The organism is Gordonia sp. 852002-50816_SCH5313054-c (genome assembly GCF_001665925.1).
Classification (GTDB): domain Bacteria; phylum Actinomycetota; class Actinomycetes; order Mycobacteriales; family Mycobacteriaceae; genus Gordonia; species Gordonia jacobaea.
Window position 1 is genome coordinate 111,187 of record NZ_LZTE01000037.1, and the last position, 19,423, is coordinate 130,609.

20 protein-coding genes are annotated in these 19,423 nt (G+C 66.8%); 10 read left to right on the plus strand and 10 right to left on the minus strand.

The genetic code is table 11. The features are described from left to right. Positions 1–83: 83 nt before the first annotated feature. Positions 84–908: an alpha/beta fold hydrolase gene (locus A5788_RS09490; protein ID WP_064866574.1), complete on the plus strand. Its 825-nt coding sequence runs from the start codon at positions 84–86 to the stop codon at positions 906–908. Here A5788_RS09490 and A5788_RS09495 read toward each other — a convergent pair. The 6 genes from A5788_RS09495 to A5788_RS09520 form a co-directional block, all read right to left on the minus strand. Next, entirely contained in the window at positions 879–2,474 is a 1,596-nt protein-coding gene (locus A5788_RS09495; RefSeq protein ID WP_064866576.1) for a carboxylesterase/lipase family protein, read from the minus strand. The two genes, A5788_RS09490 and A5788_RS09495, sit on opposite strands and share 30 nt — an antisense overlap. Before the next feature lie 69 nt (positions 2,475–2,543). Next, entirely contained in the window at positions 2,544–3,497 is a 954-nt protein-coding gene (gene rlmB / locus A5788_RS09500) for a 23S rRNA (guanosine(2251)-2'-O)-methyltransferase RlmB (RefSeq protein WP_005204812.1), read from the minus strand. Between the two features lie 27 nt (positions 3,498–3,524). Then, positions 3,525–4,913, minus strand: a complete 1,389-nt coding sequence (gene cysS, locus A5788_RS09505) for a cysteine--tRNA ligase (RefSeq protein WP_064866578.1) — start codon at positions 4,911–4,913, stop codon at positions 3,525–3,527. Positions 4,914–4,924: 11 nt separating this feature from the next. Beyond that, on the minus strand, positions 4,925–5,410 hold the full coding sequence (gene ispF, locus A5788_RS09510; protein ID WP_064866580.1) for a 2-C-methyl-D-erythritol 2,4-cyclodiphosphate synthase: 486 nt from the start codon (positions 5,408–5,410) through the stop codon (positions 4,925–4,927). A gap of 64 nt (positions 5,411–5,474) precedes the next feature. Continuing rightward, positions 5,475–6,170, minus strand: a complete 696-nt coding sequence (gene ispD, locus A5788_RS09515) for a 2-C-methyl-D-erythritol 4-phosphate cytidylyltransferase (protein ID WP_064866582.1) — start codon at positions 6,168–6,170, stop codon at positions 5,475–5,477. Between the two features lie 22 nt (positions 6,171–6,192). After that, entirely contained in the window at positions 6,193–6,681 is a 489-nt protein-coding gene (locus A5788_RS09520) for a CarD family transcriptional regulator (protein WP_049699870.1), read from the minus strand. A 428-nt stretch (positions 6,682–7,109) separates the two neighbouring features. On the opposite strand from A5788_RS09520, the gene A5788_RS09525 reads away from it, so the two are divergent. Then, positions 7,110–7,742, plus strand: a complete 633-nt coding sequence (locus A5788_RS09525) for a hypothetical protein (RefSeq protein WP_064866584.1) — start codon at positions 7,110–7,112, stop codon at positions 7,740–7,742. 168 nt (positions 7,743–7,910) lie between these two features. Then, the gene (gene radA / locus A5788_RS09530) at positions 7,911–9,290 is read left to right on the plus strand and encodes a DNA repair protein RadA (protein ID WP_049699872.1); all 1,380 of its coding nucleotides are present in this window, start codon (positions 7,911–7,913) and stop codon (positions 9,288–9,290) included. 3 nt (positions 9,291–9,293) lie between these two features. Here radA and A5788_RS09535 read toward each other — a convergent pair whose 3' ends face one another. Then, positions 9,294–9,842 carry a PaaI family thioesterase gene (locus tag A5788_RS09535; RefSeq protein WP_049699873.1) on the minus strand — a complete coding sequence of 183 codons (549 nt, stop codon included), beginning with the start codon at positions 9,840–9,842 and terminating at the stop codon, positions 9,294–9,296. A gap of 65 nt (positions 9,843–9,907) precedes the next feature. On the opposite strand from A5788_RS09535, the gene disA reads away from it, so the two are divergent. Both disA and A5788_RS09545 read left to right on the plus strand, forming a co-directional pair. Next, a complete protein-coding gene (disA, locus tag A5788_RS09540; protein ID WP_049699874.1) occupies positions 9,908–11,008 on the plus strand; it encodes a DNA integrity scanning diadenylate cyclase DisA in 1,101 nt (366 codons plus the stop codon). 64 nt (positions 11,009–11,072) lie between these two features. Further along, a complete protein-coding gene (locus A5788_RS09545) occupies positions 11,073–12,146 on the plus strand; it encodes a DNA polymerase III subunit beta family protein (RefSeq protein ID WP_231894147.1) in 1,074 nt (357 codons plus the stop codon). Between the two features lie 37 nt (positions 12,147–12,183). On the opposite strand, the gene A5788_RS09550 is transcribed toward A5788_RS09545, so the two are convergent. Together A5788_RS09550 and A5788_RS09555 are read right to left on the minus strand one after the other, a co-directional pair. Further along, the gene (locus A5788_RS09550) at positions 12,184–12,933 is read right to left on the minus strand and encodes a hypothetical protein (protein ID WP_064866586.1); all 750 of its coding nucleotides are present in this window, start codon (positions 12,931–12,933) and stop codon (positions 12,184–12,186) included. 130 nt (positions 12,934–13,063) lie between these two features. After that, positions 13,064–13,765: a carbonic anhydrase gene (locus A5788_RS09555; RefSeq protein ID WP_049699876.1), complete on the minus strand. Its 702-nt coding sequence runs from the start codon at positions 13,763–13,765 to the stop codon at positions 13,064–13,066. Here A5788_RS09555 and A5788_RS09560 point away from each other — a divergent pair. Together A5788_RS09560 and A5788_RS09565 are read left to right on the plus strand one after the other, a co-directional pair. Continuing rightward, entirely contained in the window at positions 13,764–14,657 is an 894-nt protein-coding gene (locus A5788_RS09560; RefSeq protein ID WP_064866588.1) for an A/G-specific adenine glycosylase, read from the plus strand. The genes A5788_RS09555 and A5788_RS09560 overlap by 2 nt on opposite strands. Before the next feature lie 102 nt (positions 14,658–14,759). After that, positions 14,760–15,887, plus strand: coding sequence for a hypothetical protein (locus A5788_RS09565; RefSeq protein ID WP_064866590.1), 1,128 nt, complete (start codon positions 14,760–14,762; stop codon positions 15,885–15,887). 4 nt (positions 15,888–15,891) lie between these two features. Here the strand turns inward: A5788_RS09565 and A5788_RS09570 are convergent, their stop codons facing one another. Beyond that, positions 15,892–16,722 carry an alpha/beta fold hydrolase gene (locus A5788_RS09570; protein ID WP_064866626.1) on the minus strand — a complete coding sequence of 277 codons (831 nt, stop codon included), beginning with the start codon at positions 16,720–16,722 and terminating at the stop codon, positions 15,892–15,894. A gap of 65 nt (positions 16,723–16,787) precedes the next feature. Here A5788_RS09570 and A5788_RS09575 point away from each other — a divergent pair, with 65 nt between their 5' ends. From A5788_RS09575 to A5788_RS09585, 3 genes are all read left to right on the plus strand, one after another. Further along, entirely contained in the window at positions 16,788–17,096 is a 309-nt protein-coding gene (locus A5788_RS09575; protein ID WP_049699879.1) for an antibiotic biosynthesis monooxygenase family protein, read from the plus strand. Positions 17,097–17,158: 62 nt separating this feature from the next. Then, a complete protein-coding gene (locus A5788_RS09580) occupies positions 17,159–17,770 on the plus strand; it encodes an LON peptidase substrate-binding domain-containing protein (protein ID WP_064866592.1) in 612 nt (203 codons plus the stop codon). A gap of 143 nt (positions 17,771–17,913) precedes the next feature. Beyond that, positions 17,914–19,407, plus strand: coding sequence for an aldehyde dehydrogenase (locus tag A5788_RS09585; protein WP_064866594.1), 1,494 nt, complete (start codon positions 17,914–17,916; stop codon positions 19,405–19,407). Positions 19,408–19,423 lie beyond the last annotated feature (16 nt).

Below are 19,423 nucleotides of genomic sequence, written 5' to 3' on the forward strand. Positions count from 1 at the left end.
GGCTCCACGGCTTCTGGAAGCATGGGCCGCATGTCCAACGGCAGTTGTCGCCGCCTGGGAGGGTTGGCCGGAGAATCGAGCGGATGATCGACGCACATTTCCGCAGTGCATCACCGAGTGTCGGCGACCGCGCCGACGGTGGAAGCTACATCGACATCAACGGGGATCTGCTGTGGCATTTTCAAGGTGGCGACCCGATGGGTCCGCCCACCGTCCTATTGCACGGCTCGTTTTCGTCGGCGTCGAGTTGGGGTGCGCAGTTCGGCGACTTCACCGACGCGGGCCTTCGCCTGTTCGTACCCGAGCGCAGCGGTCACGGCCACAGCCCCGACTGCCCCGGCCCCTACAGTTTCGCGTCGATGGCCGACCAGGTCATCGCCTACCTCGAGAATGTCGTGCGCGGCCCCGCGAACATCGTCGGCTGGAGCGACGGTGGCGTCATCGCCCTGATGATCGCGCAACGCCGTCCCGAACTCGTGGCCCGGATCGTGACAACGGGTAGCTATGTCAACCGGCACGGACTCACGGTCTCCGCACTGACCGACCGCCTCGACGAGAGCGACGAGAAGGTCGTCGCGTGCCTTCGGGACTGCTTTCTGCACGACGACGGAGAACACGACGGCGGGGAATCCGACGTCGTCTTCGACAAGACGGTCACCATGCTGCGCTTCGAGCCGGAATTCGAGAGCACCGACTTCGCGGCGGTGACTGCCCCGACCCTCGTCATCGCGGCCGACTGCGGAATCGTTCGTATCGAGCACTCCGTCGACCTCGCAGCGACCCTGCCCAACGGTCGGCTCGCCGTTCTCCCCGGCACCCACATCCTCCCGTTGGAGTCACCGCACCTGTTCAACCCACTGGTGCTGACCTACCTGGCGTCAGATCCCCCGAGCAGCGTCGAACTCTGACTCGATCGGGTCACCGTCGACGATCAGGCCGGTCCCCCGATGCCATGCGAGTCTGCGTTCGCCGTCGGGATCGGCTTCGACGCGATCGGTCCGGTCGATGACCAGGATCTCGCGGTCGTCCTCGAAGTAGCGCGGCCAGTCGTCGCCGGGGACGCCGGTGCGCGCGAAGGTTCCCCACCGCGACTGCATGTCTGCGGTGACGCGGGCGACGGCACGCCAGTCCCCGACGCTCAGCGGCGCACCGAGAGCCGAGCGGTAGGCACCGAACACCGCGAACAGTTCGGTCGCGTGCGTCGCTCCGACGCCGAGCTTGCCGAGCACCTTGGTGAAGAAGTCGTAGCGGTAGGTGTAGGTAGGCGCGACGCGACTGTGCCCGTCGGCGAAGGCCACCGCTGGCGCCCAGAAGGTCGCGTCGGCCGACAGTCGCAGCCGTTCGCCCGGACCCGCATACAGCGCGGAGATCTGCTCGCGGGCACCCTCGTCCTCGACGCGCAGGAGCATGCGCTCGGCGTCGGGAAGCATGTTCCACAGCTTCTCGAAGAGTTTGCCCTCGTCCCGGTTACCGCCGACGATCAGCGGAACCGGGTGTGTTTCGCCAGCTCGCGCCGCGTCGACCGGTAGTTTCGGCAGCAGCGCGCTGCCCGCGACGGGCGCGAACGGTACCGGTTCCGGGGTCTGCGCCCTGGCGGCGAAGCGCATCAGCCGATTGCTCGCCCGGAAGATCTGCTCGGGGCTCGCGCCGTCGAGGAGTTCACGCGCGGTGACGGGGGCGATCGGCTCTTCGCCATCGTCGGGGTCTCCGGTGCGACGCTCCGGGTCACGCAGCAGGCGCAGGAACTCGTCGGCGAACGTTGTCGCGCTCGGCTTGCTCACGACGAGTTCCGGCGCGGGACTCTCGGCGATCGCGCGCGCGAACAAACCCTTGGCTTCCGGGGTCGCGAGCAGCGTCAAGACCGCCGATCCACCCGCACTCTCACCGAACACCGTCGTGTTGTCCGGGTCGCCGCCGAATGCCGCGATGTTGCGCTGTACCCAGCGAAGCGCGGCGAGCATGTCCGACAGTCCCGGGTTCTCGTCGAAGGTGCGTTCCGGCGTCGAATAGTCACTGAAATCGAGCATTCCGAATGCCCCGAAGCGGTACTGCACAGTCACGACGACGACGTCCTGCGCGCGTGCGAGCGCCGCGCCGTCGTACAGCGGCGTCGCCGCGGTGCCGAGGATGTAGGCGCCGCCGTGGATGAAGACCATCACCGGGCGCGGCGTCGACGACTGCTCCTCGGGGGAGAAGACGTTGAGCGTCAGGCAGTCTTCGCTGGTCGGTACGTAGCGCCCCGGACCCGTCGCCGTGAATCGACGCTCCTGGATGGCGGCGTTGCCGAATGCCGTGCAGTCGCGAACACCCGGCCACGGCGCCACCGGCTGTGCGTCGCGAAAACGGCCCTCACCGACGGGCGGAGCTGCGAACGGAATGCCCTTCCAGCTGATGGTGCCGCGTCGGGCGCGTCTTCCCCTGAGACCCCCGACAAGTCCGTCGGTCGTGGTCACGATGGTGTCGATCAGCGTCATTGCCTCAACCTAACGAACGTCGGGCAACCACGGTCACACAGGTCCGATGGGACGCCTGCCGGCAGGGGGCTACTGCTGACGACGCTGGCGCGCGAACTCGGCGAGCACCACGCCCGCGGCGACCGACGCGTTGAGGCTTTCGACGTCGCCTGCCATCGGGATCGAGAGGATCGAATCGCACGTCTCGCGCACGAGCCGCGACAACCCCTTGCCCTCCGATCCGACGACGATCACGGTCGGCCCGGTGCCGTCGTAGTCGTCGAGCGTCACGTCGCCCTCGGTGTCGAGGCCGACGATCTGCGCGCCGGTCTCCGCCCACTCCTTGAGCGTGCGGGTCAGGTTCGGTGCCTGCGCGACCGGTAGGCGCGCGGCTGCGCCGGCACTGGTCCGCCACGCCACCGCGGTGACACTCGCGCTGCGGCGCGCCGGGATCACCACGCCGTGCCCACCGAAGGCGGCGACCGAACGGATCACCGCGCCGAGATTGCGCGGGTCGGTGATGTTGTCGAGCGCGACGAGAAGCGGCGGGGTGCCCGACTCCATGGCGTCGCGCATCAGGTCGTCTGGATGTGCGTACTGGTACTCGGGCACCTGCAGTGCGACACCCTGATGCAGTCCGTTGGCCGACATGCGGTCGAGTTCCGGCTTGCCGACCTCGAGGATCGCGATGCCCTTGTCCGCCGCGAGTTTCACCGATTCGGCGACGCGGTCGTCCGGTTCGCTGTTGACCGCGATGTAGAGGGCCGTCGCGGGAACGCCCGCGCGCAGACACTCCAGCACCGGGTTGCGGCCGAGCACGTACTCCGGACCGTCGTCTTTGCGACGCGGATTCGGCCTTCCCGCAACGCTTTTCCCGGCGGCCTTCGCCTTCTTGTGTGCGGCATGGTACGGACGGTCGACGGCCTTGGGTGTCGCGCCACGGCCTTCGAGTCCGCGTCGACGCTGCCCACCGGAGCCGACGGTCTGCCCCTTCTTGCTGCCCGATTTGCGCACTGCGCCACGGCGTTTGGAGTTTCCGGCCATCGTTGTCGTCCCGTCCGCTTGAATTGCTTACTTGCCCTTGAGCGCCCAGGTGGGGCCGTCGGGAGTGTCGGTGACCTCGATACCGGCCTCCGACATGCGATCTCGCACAGCGTCGGCCGTCGCCCAGTCTTTGTCGGCACGTGCCTGTGCGCGCCGACCGAGTTCCGCATGCACCAGTACATCGAGCGCCGACATCGCATCGGTCTCGTCGGAGCCTTCCAACCAATGCTCGTCGAGAGGGTCGACGCCGAGCACATCCATCATCGCGCGGACGGACTCGGCGGCGGCAACAGCCGCGCCACCGTCGCCCGCCTCGAGAGCGGTATTGCCCTCGCGCACGACGTTGTGGATCGTCGCCAACGCGGCGGGCACGCCGAGGTCGTCGTCGAGCGCCGCGGCGAAGTCGGGATGCACCTGCCCCACGGCAACCTGGCCCACGCGCGAAACAACCCGTCCCACAAACGATTCGATACGCCGATATCCCGCGGCAGCCTCGGTGAGCGCGCCGTCGGAGTACTCGAGCATCGACCGGTAGTGCGCACTACCGAGGTAGTAGCGCAGTTCGACGGCCCGCACCCGCTGCAGCATCGCCGGGATCGCCACGACGTTGCCGAGCGACTTGCTCATCTTCTCGCCACCCATGGTGACCCAGCCGTTGTGCAGCCAGTACCGAGCGAACGGATCGCCTGCGCCGTGCGCCTGCGCGATCTCGTTCTCATGGTGCGGGAAGATCAAATCCATTCCACCGCAATGGATATCGAACTCGGGACCGAGCAACGACGTCGCCATCGCCGAGCATTCGAGATGCCAGCCGGGCCGGCCAGGACCCCACGGCGTCGGCCACGACGGCTCGCCCGGTTTCGCGGCCTTCCATAGGGTGAAGTCCTGCGGGTTGCGTTTGCCGGTGCCGGCACTCTCGCCCTGATGCATGTCGTCGAGCTTCTGCCCCGACAGCGCACCGTAATCGGGGAGGCTGCGGACGTCGAAGTAGACGTTGCCGTCCGAGGCGTAGGCATGTCCGCGCGCGATGAGTCGCTCCATGTACTCGACCATCTGCGTCACGAAGCCGGTCGCGCGCGGTTCGGCCGACGGTGGTTGCACGCCCAGCGCGTCATACGCCTTCGAGAACTCGCGCTCGTGCGTCGCGGCCCACTCCCACCAGGGTCGCTCCGCTTCGGCGGCCTTGCGCAGGATCTTGTCGTCGATGTCGGTGACGTTGCGGACGAACAGGACGTCGTCGCCCTTGTACTCCAGCCAGCGGCGCAGTACGTCGAACGCGATGCCGCTGCGCACGTGACCGATGTGGGGAACGCCCTGCACGGTTGCGCCACACAGATAGATCGTCACTCGGCCGGGGTGCAGCGGCACGAAGTCGCGCACCTCTCGAGCAGCGGTGTCATGTAGGCGCAAGGTCACGACGTGCGATTCTACCGGTCGCCCGGCGTCGGATCCGCCTCGGTCACCAGCGCCGTCGCCACTGCGGCCACACCCTCGCCGCGGCCGGTCATACCGAGGCCGTCGGTTGTCGTCGCCGAGACCGAGACCGGAGCACCGAGCGCGGCACCGAGAACCTGCTGCGCCTCCGCACGGCGCGGACCGATCTTCGGTGTGTTCCCGATCACCTGCACCGCGGCGTTGACCACGACCAACCCGTCGTCGGCAAGCAGTTGCGACACGTGCGCGAGCATCGTCACGCCCGATACCCCGTCCCATTCGGGTCGCCCGGTGCCGAACACCGAGCCGAGGTCGCCGAGACCTGCAGCCGACAGCACGGCGTCGCACAGAGCGTGCGCACCGACGTCGCCGTCGGAATGCCCGGCACATCCGGGCGTGTCGGGAAAGAAGAGCCCGACCATCCAGCACGGAGCGGCCGGGTCGAGTGCATGTGCGTCGGTACCGATGCCGACTCTCATCGAGTTGCTCCTGGAGTCATCGGGCATCGTTTCATCGGGCACCGTCTTGTCACCGTGCGCTGCGTCATCGTGCGACCTCTTGCACCAGATCACGGGCGATGCGGAGGTCCCACGGCGTGGTGATCTTGAAGGCCAGCGGGTCGCCCTCGACGACGTGGACGTCGATACCAATGCGCTCGGCGAGTCCGGCATCGTCGGTGGCAAGGCCGGAGTCGTCTGCATGCGCTGCGATCAGCGCGTCGCGGGTGAAACCCTGCGGCGTCTGGATTGCGCGGAGTGGTTCGCGGTCGACGGTGTCGAGCACCCGGCCCGAAGGGTCGACGCGTTTGAGTGTGTCGGCCACCGGCAGTCCGGGCACCACAGCGCGATGTCCGGCGAGCACGGCGTCGACGACTGCGCGAAAGACGCGGGGAGGTGTGAACGGGCGCGCGGCGTCGTGCACGAGCACGATGTCGGCGTTGCCACTCACCGCGATACCGGCACGCACCGATTCAGAACGGTGAGCACCACCGGCCACAACGACGGCCGACGGAACGAGTACAGCAGCATGCTCGACGAGATCCGCGGGAACGACGACGACGACCTCGGCGTTGATGTCAGCGTCGAGGACCCCATGGACACAACGCTCGAGGATCGTCGATCCGCCGAGGTCGACGAATGCCTTGGGCTGGTCGAGTCCGAGTCGGGTACCCGATCCAGCCGCAGGGATGATGACGCTGGTCAACGGTCCGCCGGGTGTCGGCGTGGTCCCTTGGGCCACGTCTATCAGTAGCCGGTCAGCGTCAAGACGCCGCGGCCAGCACCTCGTCGAGGATGCTGGTGGCCCTCTCGTCGTTGGTGTTCTGTGCGAGCGAGAGCTCGTCGACCAGTACGCGACGAGCGCGGGTCAGCATGCGCTTCTCGCCTGCAGACAAGCCACGATCCTGCTCGCGGCGCCACAGGTCGCGCACGATCTCGGCGACCTTGATGATGTCGCCGGAGATCAGCTTCTCCTGGTTGGCCTTGAAACGTCGGGCCCAGTTGGTGGGCTCCTCGGTGTGGGGTGCCCGCAGCACCTGGAACACCTGGTCGAGTCCCTCTTGACCGACGACGTCTCGGACGCCGACATACTCGAGCTTTGTCGAGGGAATCTGGACTGTCATATCACCATCGGCAACCTTCAGAACGAGGTATTCGATCTGCTCACCTTTGATGGTCCGGGTAACGATGTCTTCGACCCGGGCAGCACCGTGATGGGGGTAGACAACGGTGTCGCCAACTTTGAAATTCAATGTTCCGTGCCCCTTTCGAGTAGGCCCAGTCTAGCACGGGGGTCATTTGGGTCACATCCAACGGTGCAGGTCAAGGCACTACTGCGTGGTCGCAGACCCTCGAGTTTCACCGTTGCAGCAGGTGAGCGGGTAAGGCCATAACAGCCTCGGCGACAACGCGCAAGAGCTCGCTCCACAGGCCTCTGCGAGATCGATTTCGACGGCCCGCCCACCCGCGTTCGAGACGCGCGAGATCCGGCTCGCAGATACCAATCCGGTACCCCGTCGGGCTTTTGGCACGCCCGCCCACTACGCTGCGTAGTGCAGGGTTCGCGCCAAGCGATTTCGGCCTTTCGATTACCTGGGAGGAACGGGTGTCTGTGTCATCGCAGAATGAGGCAACTCGGAGTGGGACAACTCGGAGTGGGTCGAGCCATCCGACTCGTCGTGTGCGTCGGTTCGCCGAAGCCACAGCCATCGCAGCAGTCGGAATCGCGATCGCGTTCGGGACGACCGGCTGCGGTGCCGGACAGATCTCGCAGACCGCGAACCAGCTGCCCGCCGTCAACGGCAACAATGCCAACCTCGGCAGCATCGAGCTGCGCGACGTGCAGATCATCTACCCCACGCAGAACGCGGCGTCGGTCTTCGACAACGGCGGCCCGTTCCAGCTGTCCTGGGTGATCGCCAACCAGAGCGAGATCGACACCTACCGCCTCACGGGCGTGACAGCCGAAAAGGGCACGGTCACACTCAAGGACCGTTACGACCTCGAACCCGGCAAGGCCCTGCGCGCAGGCGAGCCCGCCGCCCTGATCAAGGATTCGAGCATCACCGACGAGAAGCGCATGTCGGCGACTCTCGACGGCACCGGGAAGTCCGTCGCTGTCGGGCTGACCACCAAGCTGACCTTCACCTTCGAGAAGGTTGGCCCCAACGGCGCCACCTCTCCGGTCGGCTCGGTCACCGTCGACACCCCCGTCGACTCCGGCACGCTGCTCACCCGCCAGGACAAGGTCCGCGAGGCCGAGGCGCCTGCCGACGAGCACGGCGAAGAAGCGCCGAACGTCCTGCCCAACTGACTTCTCGCGCAGCCTCTCGCGGCGTGAACCCGGTTTACGCTCACCCGCTTCCTTCCGGCTTATGGAATTCAATAAGCCGCAAGGAAATGGGTGAGCCTCATGGCCCCTCCCGACACGTCCCGGTAGCCATGCCGAGAAGTGTCGGTGGCCTGACCTAGGCTCGGATTCGTGGCAAAACCCAAGTCGACGTTCCGCTGTTCCGCGTGCGGCCATACCGTCGCAAAGTGGGTGGGGCGCTGTCCCGAGTGCGGCGAGTGGGGCACCGTCGACGAGGTGGCCTCGCTCCCCGCAGCGACCGCCGCACACAGCGCTGTCGCGCCGTCGAGTCCAGCCGTTCCGATCACCCAGGTCGACGCCGCGTCATCGAACGCAATCCCAACGGGCATAGCCGAATTCGACCGTGTCCTCGGACGCGGCGTCGTACCGGGATCGGTGATCCTGCTGGCAGGCGAGCCGGGCGTCGGAAAGTCGACGCTGCTCCTCGAGACGGTCAAGCATTGGGCACGTGGCGGACGTATTGCGCTGTACCTCACCGGCGAGGAGTCGGCAGGACAGGTCCGGTTGCGCGCCGAACGTACCGACGCCGTCCACGAAAACGTCTATCTCGCAGCCGAAACCGACCTCGCCACGGTCCTCGGCCACGTCGACGCCGTCCGCCCGACACTCCTCGTCATCGACTCGGTGCAGACCATGGTCGCCACCGGAACCGACGGCGTGACGGGTGGCGTCACCCAGATCAGGGCTGTCACCACGGCGCTCGTCTCGCTCGCCAAGAACCGCGGGATCGCGGTCATCCTCGTCGGGCACGTCACCAAGGACGGCAACGTCGCCGGACCGCGCTCACTCGAGCATCTCGTCGACGTCGTGCTGTCGTTCGAGGGCGACCGCCACACGTCGTTGCGCATGGTGCGCGGCATCAAGAACCGGTTCGGCTCCGCAGACGAGGTCGGCTGCTTCGAGCAGCGCTCCGACGGCATCCATCAGGTCACCGACCCGTCGGGAATCTTTGTCCACCAACATGATTCGGACGTGAGCGGATCGTCGTCGATCGTCGCGATGGACGGCAAGCGCGCGCTTGTCGGCGAGATCCAGGCTCTGCTCGCCGAGTCCAAGATGGCCAACCCGCGTCGTGCGGTGTCCGGTCTGGACTCGGCACGCTCGGCGATGGTCCTCGCCGTGCTGCAGGGTCGGGCAGGGTTGCCGCTCGGCGAGAAGGAGATCTATCTGTCGACGGTCGGCGGGATGAAGGTCACCGAGCCCGCCGCCGATCTCGGCATCGCGCTCGCGGTGAACTCGTTCGTCACGAACAAGCCGACGCCGCGCACCACCGTCGCGATCGGCGAGGTCGGCCTGGCCGGAGAGGTGCGTCGGGTCTCGGCTGTCGGACGTCGGGTCGCCGAAGCCAAACGGCTGGGCTTCACACACGCGATCATCCCCGCCGGCTCCGACGATCCGCTCCCCAAGGGCATCCGGGTCACTCGTGTGTCGGGTATCTCCGACGCCATCCGCGCGGTCACGATCAGAGACGTGTCGCGCGCACCGTTCTGACACTCACGGACGCGACATGCGCTGCTTGTACTCGTCGGCCATCGCGCTGTTCTCGACGTGCTCGGCGAAGTGCTGCCGCGCGTCGATGGTCACGAAGATGCTGTGGCCCACGACGACCGGCTGCGAGGGGTCGCCGAGATGGCCGACGGCCTCGACGTAGACCTTGCGACGCTGCCTGCCGAGGATGTCGGCCCGCAGGTGCAGCGTCGAGCCGATCGGCACCGGGGCGACGAAGTCGACCTCGAGGTGCACCGTGACGGCCGACGGTCCGACCAGCAGCGGAACGGTCCCCATCACCTCGTCCATCGCGGTCGACAGGATGCCTCCGTGAATAACCCCGGGACCGCCCTCGAATCGGGACTCCACCAGCATCGACGTCTCGACGGCGAACCCGTCTGCCGCGCGTACCTCCAGGTGCAGTCCCTGCGCCGACTCGGCGCCACAGCCGAAGCACAGCGGATTATGCATGCGGATCGCCTCCCCCGGCGCGGCCGCTTTGGGGTGGCGTTGCAGCGGGTCGAGGTCGGTGGGCACCACGAAGTCACGTTTCACGTGCCGTTACCCTAGTCTGCGACGGACCGTGAGCTTCTCGCGGCCGCGAGAAGGGAACGCAAGCCATGAGCGACATCGCGCGAACCGAGCCTGGAACACGCTCGGAACTGATGCGTGAGACGCTCGCTCGCGTGGCGCCGGGAACAGGACTTCGCGACGGGCTCGAGCGCATCCTGCGCGGCGGCACCGGCGCGCTGATCGTCATCGGACACGACTCAGACGTCGAGAAGATCTGCGACGGCGGCTTCCACCTCGACGTCGAATTCGCGCCGACGCGTCTACGCGAACTGGCCAAGATGGATGGCGCCGTGGTGCTGTCCACCGACGGCAAGCGCATCGTGCGCGCCAACGTCCAACTCGTGCCCGACCCGTCGATTCCGACCGAGGAATCGGGCACGCGGCACCGGTCGGCCGAGCGCACAGCGATCCAGACCGGGCATCCGGTGATCTCGGTGAGTGCGTCGATGTCGATCGTCAGCGTCTACGTCGACGGACTCCGCAAGGTGGTCGAGAGTCCCGACCCGATCCTCTCGCGCGCCAACGTCGCGCTCTCGACGCTCGAACGCTACAAGGCGCGCCTCGACGACGTCAGCGCCGCGCTGTCGCGCGCGGAGATCGAAGACTACGTACTACTCCGCGACGCGATGTCGACAGCCCAACGCATGGAGATGGTGCGTCGGGTCTCGGCCGAAATCGACGACTACGTATTGGAACTCGGCGTCAACGGCCGACAGGTCAGCCTGCAGCTCGAAGAGCTCATCGCCGAGAACGACACGATGCGTGAACTGCTGGTCCGCGACTACTACGCAAGCCCGGAGCCCGCGACCACCGAGGAGGTGCGGGGATCGCTCGAGGCGATCGAAGCGCTCTCCGACGCCGACCTCCTCGACCTCTCTCTCCTCGCGGGCGCCTTCGGTTATCCGACGACGATCGAGGCCCAGGACACCGCGATGAGTCCACGCGGCTACCGCCTTCTCGCGGGCATCTCGCGGCTGCAGTTCGCGCACATCGACCGCCTCGTGCGCAGCTTCGGCACGCTGCAAGCGCTTCTCGCGTCGTCGGCCGCCGACCTGCAAGCCATCGAGGGCATCGGCGGCATCTGGGCCCGCCATATCCGCGAGGGTCTCTCGCGGCTCGCCGAGACCAGCATCGAGCGGTTCGACTAACCCACCTACCTCCACCCTCGAACCGCCTTGACCTTCGAGTGAGTCGAGACCCGATGATGTTCGAGTGACTGACACGGAACTTGTGACCGACTCGGAACTGATGTCGATCGGCGCCTTCGCCGAGCTCGCCGGACTCACGGCAAGCGCCCTGCGGTTCTACGACGACGCCGGCGTGCTTCGCCCCCACCACGTCGACCCGGCGTCGGGCTACCGGTTCTACAGCAGGTCGCAGTTGACGCGCGCCGCGCGATTGCGCCAACTCCGCGCGATCGGGATGCCGCTGCCCACCATCGACCGGTTCTTCACCGCGAGCGCGGCCGAGGCCACGACGCTCATCGACGAGCAGGTCGCCCGAGCCACCACGCAGGCCGACGAGATCGCCCATGCCGCAACGGCTCTCAAAGCGTCGCTCGACGATGCGGCCTGCCGCCCGCTCTGCGCCGTCGCCGGTCCGGTCCTCGCCGCGGCGGTCCATCAGGTCCTGGCCTCCACCGCTGACGACCCCGACTTCCCGGTGCTGGCTGGGGTACGTGTCGAGGTCGACGCCGACGGCATCACCCTGACAGCAACCGATCGCTATCGCCTGGCCACCAGGACGTTGGTCGCGAGCCGACTGCCGGAAGCGAACCAGCCCTGGGCGGCAACCGTCTCCGGAAAAGACCTCGCGGCGTCGACCTCGCTGCTGCGCCGCAGTCCGTCGGTGGCGCTGGAGGCCTCCTCCACGACCCTCGGCCTACGCACGGCCGACGGCGCCGTGACACATTGCCGTCTGCTCACCGCGGATTACCCCGACCGCTCGCTCCTGCTCGACTCTCTCGCCGCGCCGACGCATCGCGTCACCGTCGGCACCCGACACTTCCTGAAAGCCCTGGAGCAGGCACCGGCAAAGGTCGGTCTGCATGTCGCCGAGGGCGGGGTGAGTCTCCTCCTACCCGAGGAATCCGTGGAACTCGACGGCACGTCGACGGGCGGTGACATGACGGTCTGGTTCGAGCTGACCACCCTGTACCCGGCACTGAGCAACGCACTCGGCAGCGACGTGATCCTCGACCTTCGCTCCACCGATCAGCCGGCCACCGTGCGCTCAGCCGACGACGGCGACCTCACGACTCTTGTCATGCCCTGTCAGCCCAGCTGACCCCGAACCGAAGGAGGGCATGGACAGGGTGGTCGGGCTACTGCTGCGCGGGCGCCACGACGTTGAATGTGATGGGCGCCGACTCTTTCTCGCCCATCTTGCCGATGGCCTGATATGAACCGACGGGCACCTGGACGCGCGGCTTGTCGCAGCCGGGGTTACTCGTCGTACCCGACCAGGTGATGGTGTCGGTGGCCTGCTGCTTCGGCTGCAGTACGACGTTGTTCACGTCCTTCAGCGGCGAGCAATCCTGCGCCGACCACAGCGTGCGCGTGCCGTCGAGTGTCCGCACGACGACGTTCTGCGCGGCCTTCCCGACATCGCGGGTGCACGCGGTCAAACCGGCGTTGGTGGTGACGATCGTGAACACCGGCTGGTCCCCGACCGTGTAGGTCGGCTTGTCGGTGTAGAGCACCACGGCGATGTTCTGGTCGGGGCACAGCGGGGTCCCGTTCACTCCGGCCGCAGGAGCGGGGACATCCCCGGAAGCCTGCGAGGCGCCCGGCTGACCGGATACACCGGCGGGGTTGTTTCCGCCGTTGCCGCCGCCACCGGTACCGGCTTGACCGGACGGGGCCTCCGACGATGCCGACGATCCGTACGCGGGCGAGGTCGTGGTCGAGATCGACGACGACGATGCTGCGTTCGACGGCGACTTGTCGCCTCCGGAAGTCGTCCACACGATCAAACCGATGACCAGAGCAAGCACAGCCACCCCGACGCCACCGGCGACAATACGACGACGCCAATAGATCTCGGATGGCAACGGGCCCTGCGGTTCGATCACGCATCCACGCTAACGGCCACCTTCTATGCGACGGATGACCCGCAACGGCGTGTCGCTGAGAAAACCGCGCCTGACCGGCGCAAAGTCTAAAGGTTGACTTAAGCTGCGCAATCCCTCAGCCGCGTGAGCCTCACGCCGACTGGGCTTCGTCGACCGCGGCGGACGCTTCGTGTGCGCCCTTGTGGCCATTTCCAGCAGTATCGATCTCGACGTAACTCTGGCCGATATCTCCGTAGGCACCCTGCAACTGGACGGCACCCTCGTTGAGCGCATACGTCAGTCCGACGATGGCCAGCTTTCCGTTGGCCACCCGATCGGCGATGATCCGACTGCGCTGCATCAGCAAGCGGCCGGTTTCGACGACGTGCCGCGCCTCGAACTCGTCGACCCTGGTCAGCCCCTCGCTGCGGCCGGCGAGGATGCTCGGCGTGACACGTTCGACGACGTCGCGGATGTAGCCACCGGGGATCTGCAGGTCGTCGAGAGCGTCGAGGGTCGCCTTGACCGCTCCACAACTGTCGTGGCCGAGGATGACGACGAGCGGCACCTCGAGCACCTCCGCCGCGTACTCGAGCGAGCCCATCACCGCCGAGTCGACGACGTGGCCCGCGGTGCGGACCACGAACATGTCGCCGAGACCCTGGTCGAAGATGATCTCTGCCGCCAGTCGCGAGTCGGCGCAGCCGAACAACACCACGTGGGGGTGCTGGCCTGCGACGAGACGTGCGCGGTCCTCGATACCCTGGCTGGGATGCTCAGACTCTCCGTTGATGAAGCGCTTGTTACCTTCGCGCAGAACGTCCCATGCCTGTTTCGGGGTCAATCCGATCATGTCGTTTAGTCTGCCACCTCAGGTGCTATTGGGCTGGTTCGACGCCAACGAGCGCGACCTGCCATGGCGCGAGCCAGGGCTTTCGGGCTGGCAGATCCTCATCAGCGAGATCATGCTCCAGCAGACACCCGTCGCCCGGGTCGTCGAACCGTGGCGGGAATGGGTCCGACGCTGGCCGGTGCCATCCGCGATGGCCGCCGCGTCGCCCGGCGACGTCCTGCGGGCCTGGGGAAAACTCGGCTATCCGCGTCGTGCGCTGCGCCTCCACGAATGCGCACGGGTGCTCGCCGCCGATCACGACGACAAGGTCCCGGACGATGTCGCGACGATGCTCACCCTGCCGGGCATCGGCGACTACACAGCGCGAGCAGTCGCCTGCTTCGCCTACGGCCAGTCGGTTCCCGTCGTCGACACCAACGTCCGACGCGTTCTCGCGCGTGCCGTCCACGGTCGCGCCGAGCCCGGCAATCCGTCGAAGAAAGATCTTGCCGACGCCGAGGCCGTGCTGCCCCGTGACCCAGACGGCACCTACGCGTCGTCGACTCCTCGTTTCAGCGCAGCACTGATGGAGCTCGGCGCCCTGGTGTGCACAGCGCGAAACCCCGACTGTGCGCGATGCCCGCTCTCGTGCGCGTGGGTCAACGCGGGCAAACCCGCCCACACGGGCCCGCCCAAGCGGGTGCAGAAGTTCGCGGGCACCGATCGCCAGGTTCGTGGACTGCTACTCGACGTTCTGCGCGGCACCGAGGGGCCGGTCGTCCGCGACCGACTCGACATCGTTTGGCCGACCGACACAGCCCAACGCGACCGTGCGCTCGACTCACTACTTGTCGACGGCCTCGTCGAGATCACCTCCGACGGCCGCTTCTGCCTGGCAGGTGAGGCGGGTTGATGGCCCGCGCGACCCTCGTCAGGTGAGCCGACTTCGCGACACGTTGAACGGTATGTCGTTCGAACTCTTCATCTGAGCCGCGCGGGTTGCTAGCTTTGCCTGATGACCGAGCCGCCGAACGAATCGACGCCTTCTTCCGGACCCAACCCGAACGAGCCGTATGGGACGAATCCCACCCCGGGCCAACCCCAGTACGGCCAACCATCTCCCGGCCAACCCCAGTACGGGCAACCGGCCCCCGGCCAACCGCAATACGGGCAGCCCGCTCCTGGTCAGCCCCAGTACGGCCAACAATCTCCGGGTGAGCCCCAGTACGGGCAACCTGCTCCCGGCCAGCCCCAGTACGGGCAACCCGAGTACGGGCAACCCGAGTACGGCCAGCCCCAGTACGGGCAACCCCAATACGGCACGCCCCAGTACGGGCAACCACAGCCGGGTTCGGTTCCCCCCGGCGGCACGCCGCCTCCCGGCCAGTTCGGTGCCGCACCCGGTTATCCGGCCGCACCGGCCCCCGGCGCTCCGGGCACCCCGTTCAGTGTCGGCGAGAGCTTCAGTTGGGCGTGGAGCCAGTTCAAGGCCAACCCCGGCCCGATGGTTCTGCCCGGCGTGATCATGGCCGCCGTTGGACTGCTGTTCTGGGCGCTCATCTTCTGGGGATCGTCGTGGGTCGAGACCACCACTACCAATACCGTCGGCAGTTACGGCGACACGACCTACAGCTACGAGACGACGACGGTTAACGGCGGAGCTCTCGCAGGCCTGATCGCCGTCTACATCGTCGGGCTTCTGCTCCTGCTGTATTTCCAGGTCTCCATCCTGTCCGGCGCGGTCCGCGTCGCGAACGGCGAACCGATCGACGCGAAGTCGTTCCTGGTCCCGCTCCGCTTCTGGCCGGTCGTCGGCACGGCAATCCTCGTTGCGCTGATCGCCTTCGTGCTCAGCTTCTGTGTCATCGGCGGAATCATCGCGGCGTTCTTCCTACAGTTCGCCGTGCTCTCGACGATCAGCGAATCCCGTTCACCCGGCGATGCCATCGGTCGATCGTTCCGCGTCACCAGCGACAACATCGGCGACTCGATCCTCACACTGATCATCGTGTGGTTCACCAACGTCGTCGGCGCACTGCTGTGCGGCATCGGACTGATCATTTCGGCACCGCTCGCGGCGCTGTTCCAGGTGCACGCGTTCCGCCGCATCGTCGGCGAGCCGGTGGCACCGCCCGCCGCCTGAGCACTCAGCGGTACGGCAAACCAGAGAGAAACGCTTCGACGGCGCCCCGGAAGACCTCCGGGGCGTCGTCGTGTATCAGGTGGCCTGCTCCGCTGACCTTCAAGTGTGCGGCGTGGTCGTTGATCGACGCCATCTTCCGCATCTGCCCCTCGGGCGTCACGGTGTGTCCGGCCTCGATCAGCAGACTCGGCACCGGCACTCTGCGCCACTGATCCCAGAAGTCGCGCTCGCCCCACTCCTGCGCGATCGCCGCCCAGGTCGCCAGTTGACCGTGCAATGCGCCGTCGTCGAATGCCTCGTAGAAGTACCGCCCCGCGACGTCGCCGAACATCTGCCTGGCGTGTCCGAGTGAGCTGAACCGGTCCGGCCACGAGTCGAACCAGGGCGTCCACTCGGCGGTGGTGCGGCCACGGAAGTCGGGCGCCATGTCTTCGACGACGAGCGCACTGACGAGTTCCGGATACTCCGCGGCGGCGCACCACGCATGCAGCGCGCCCATCGAATGTCCAACCAGCACAGCGGGTCCGAGGTCGATCCAGGTGAGGATCTCGGCGAGGTCGGCGACGAAGCGCTCGGTCGAGACCTCCGCGGGGTCGGAGATGAGCGCGGCGTCGGCTCCGGTGTGGAACGCGGCGTCGAACGTGAAGACCCGGCCATACCTCCGCAACCAGGGGATCTGTCGCCGCCAGGTGCGGCCCCGCCCCATGAGCCCGTGGAGTAGCACGATCGGACCCACGCCGAGCGCCTCCGTCGACTGCTGCGCGTCGAGGCCCCGGTCTGGACCACCGTGGTCGAGCAGGCCCGTCTCGGCCGTCACATACCCCGCCTCAGACATCGCGTACGCACTCACAGTGAATGAGATTAATCCGACGCACAGACATTCCGAACTAGGCTGAGGACATGACTGTTGTGAAGATCAACGCGATCCATGTCCCCGAGGGCGCTGGGCCCGAACTCGAGAAGCGCTTCGCACACCGCGCACACTCGGTCGACGGCTCGAAGGGTTTCCTCGGATTCCAGTTGCTGCGTCCGGTCAAGGGCGACGACCGGTACTTCGTCGTCACGCAGTGGGAGACCGAAGAGGATTTCCAGGCATGGGCTGCCGGCCCCGCACGCGAGGCTCATTCGGGTGAGCGCGCAAAACCTGTCGCCAGCGGCGCGGACCTTCTCGAGTTCGAGGTCGTGCTCGACGCCAAACCGTCTGCCTGACAACCCAATTCAACGCGGGCCAACCAGACCCACCGGAGTGTGTGAACATGAGCGCACAACCCATGTTCCCGCTCGGCACAGCACTGCTGCCGGGTGAGGTGCTTCCGCTACGGATCTTCGAACCGCGCTATCGAACGATGCTCGACGACTGTCTCGCCGCCGCCGACGGACCGCCGGGCTTCGGCGTCGTCCTCATCGCGCGCGGTTCGGAGGTCGGCGGCGGCGATGTTCGCCACGACGTCGGGACCTTCGCGGCAATCGACCGCGTGAGCCGCGACCCCAGCGGACTGTCGTTTGTCCATTGCATCGGCACCAGACGCTTCCGGGTAACCGAATGGCTGCCCGACGATCCGTACCCGCGCGCCGAGGTGACCGTCCTCAACGAACCGAAGACCAGCGCGGCAGCCCGTGCCGACTCGATCGCGCTCGGAACCCGCATCCGCGAGATCGTCGTCGACGCCTACGCCCGCAGAGGCACACCCCTGCCCGACGACCTGCCTTCATTCGACGACGCCGACTTCGACGACGCCGGACTCTTCGGCTGGGCGGCCCGCCTACCGATCGGCGCCGCCGACCGACAGTCGCTCCTCGAAGCACAGGACATGCCCGCGCGGGTCGCGATACTCGACGACGCCGTCGAGGGATTCGCCGCCCGCATCGCCTTTGACTCCTGATCTCGACACCAGAGTTAGAACGTGTTCTAGTATTGGATGTGCGGTGGTTCACACCTGTCCGCGCCCCTCCCCGAGGAGTGTTCAGCAGTCCTCAGAGCACAACGGGTCGAGGGAAACATCGGGTACCAACTTCAGGAGCACGCATGACCCAGACCGTCGAACCTCGTTCCTCGAACGAGGCAGGCACATCCGACGACCGGACCGAGCTCTACATCGGCGGCACGTGGGTGAAGCCCCATTCGACCGAGACTCTCGAGGTGTTCTCGCCCGCGACCGGCGAGCGAGTCGCATCCGTTCCGCTCGCCGACGAGGTCGACGTCGACACGGCAGTCCGTACCGCCCGCGCCGCCTTCGATTCGGGCGTGTGGTCGCAGAAGTCGCCGGAAGAACGTGCAGCCGTGCTCGACCGCGTCGCCGACATCATCGATGAACGCGCAGAAGCGATCTCGGCCCTGGTGTCGTCGGAGATGGGTGCCCCGCCGAGTGCCGTCGACATGCTGCAGAAGCTGCCCGGTACCGGCGTGCTGCGCTCGTACGCCGAGGCCGCACGCAACTACGACTGGATCGAGTACCGCAACGGACTGTTCGGCACCACGCGCATCACGCGCGAACCGGTCGGAGTCGTCGGCGCGATCACCGCATGGAACGTCCCGCTGTTTCTGGTCTGCAACAAGCTCGGCGCAGCACTCGCCGCCGGCTGTTCAGTGGTGCTCAAACCTGCACCGGAGACACCGCGCACTGCCAACGCCGTCGCCGAGATCTTCACCGAGGCAGGAGTTCCCGAGGGCGTCATCTCGATACTCCCCGGCGGGCCGGACACCGGTAAAGCACTCGTCGCACACCCCGACGTCGACAAGATCACGTTCACCGGATCGACGGCCGCCGGTCGGCAGATCGGTGCCGCGTGCGCCGAATCGCTCAAGCGCTGCTCGCTGGAGCTCGGCGGCAAGTCCGCCGCGATCGTCCTCGACGACGTCGACATCAACAACATCGGCATGATGGTCTTCCTCGGCCTGTTCAACACCGGGCAGGCGTGCGTCGCGCAGACCAGGGTGTTGGTACCCGCGAGCCGCAAGGACGAGATCGTCGCGGCAATGGTCGAGGCGGCCAACGCCATGAAGGTGGGCCTGCCGAGCGAACCCGACAGCCAGCTCGGACCCGTCATCAACAAGCGGCAGTTGGAGAAGATCGAGGGCTACATCGCCAAGGGCAAGCAAGAGGGAGCCACCGCGACCCTCGAAGGCGGCCGCCCCGAAGGCCTCGACGCCGGCTTCTTCCTCACCCCGACGATCTTCACCGACGTCACCAACGACATGACGATCGCCCAGGAAGAGATCTTCGGCCCGGTGCTGTCGGTCATCACCTACGACGACATCGACGACGCGATCGCCATCGCCAACGACTCCGACTACGGACTCGCGGGCACCGTGTGGACCGCCGACGTCGAGCGCGGTATCGAGATCTCCGAGAAGATCCGCACCGGCACCTTCGGGATTAACTTCTACGCCATCGACCCCGGCTCACCGTTCGGCGGTTTCAAGAGCTCGGGCATCGGCCGCGAATGCGGGCCCGAGGGACTCGAGTCGTTCGTCGAACACAAGTCGACGATGATGCCGATGGGCTATCAGGTCTCCTGACTCGAGTCCCCTGACC

Bases quoted from the DNA above. Each gene is read 5' to 3' on its own strand.
- A5788_RS09560 (WP_064866588.1), top strand. From the start codon at position 13,764: ATGTCGTTTAGTCTGCCACCTCAGGTGCTATTGGGCTGGTTCGACGCC.
- A5788_RS09580 (WP_064866592.1), top strand. From the start codon at position 17,159: ATGTTCCCGCTCGGCACAGCACTGCTGCCGGGTGAGGTGCTTCCGCTA.
- ispF (WP_064866580.1), bottom strand. From the start codon at position 5,410: ATGAGAGTCGGCATCGGTACCGACGCACATGCACTCGACCCGGCCGCT.
- rlmB (WP_005204812.1), bottom strand. From the start codon at position 3,497: ATGGCCGGAAACTCCAAACGCCGTGGCGCAGTGCGCAAATCGGGCAGC.
- A5788_RS09490 (WP_064866574.1), top strand. From the start codon at position 84: ATGATCGACGCACATTTCCGCAGTGCATCACCGAGTGTCGGCGACCGC.
- disA (WP_049699874.1), top strand. From the start codon at position 9,908: ATGAGCGACATCGCGCGAACCGAGCCTGGAACACGCTCGGAACTGATG.
- A5788_RS09565 (WP_064866590.1), top strand. From the start codon at position 14,760: ATGACCGAGCCGCCGAACGAATCGACGCCTTCTTCCGGACCCAACCCG.
- A5788_RS09575 (WP_049699879.1), top strand. From the start codon at position 16,788: ATGACTGTTGTGAAGATCAACGCGATCCATGTCCCCGAGGGCGCTGGG.
- A5788_RS09570 (WP_064866626.1), bottom strand. From the start codon at position 16,722: ATGTCTGAGGCGGGGTATGTGACGGCCGAGACGGGCCTGCTCGACCAC.
- A5788_RS09585 (WP_064866594.1), top strand. From the start codon at position 17,914: ATGACCCAGACCGTCGAACCTCGTTCCTCGAACGAGGCAGGCACATCC.
- A5788_RS09555 (WP_049699876.1), bottom strand. From the start codon at position 13,765: ATGATCGGATTGACCCCGAAACAGGCATGGGACGTTCTGCGCGAAGGT.
- A5788_RS09495 (WP_064866576.1), bottom strand. From the start codon at position 2,474: ATGACGCTGATCGACACCATCGTGACCACGACCGACGGACTTGTCGGG.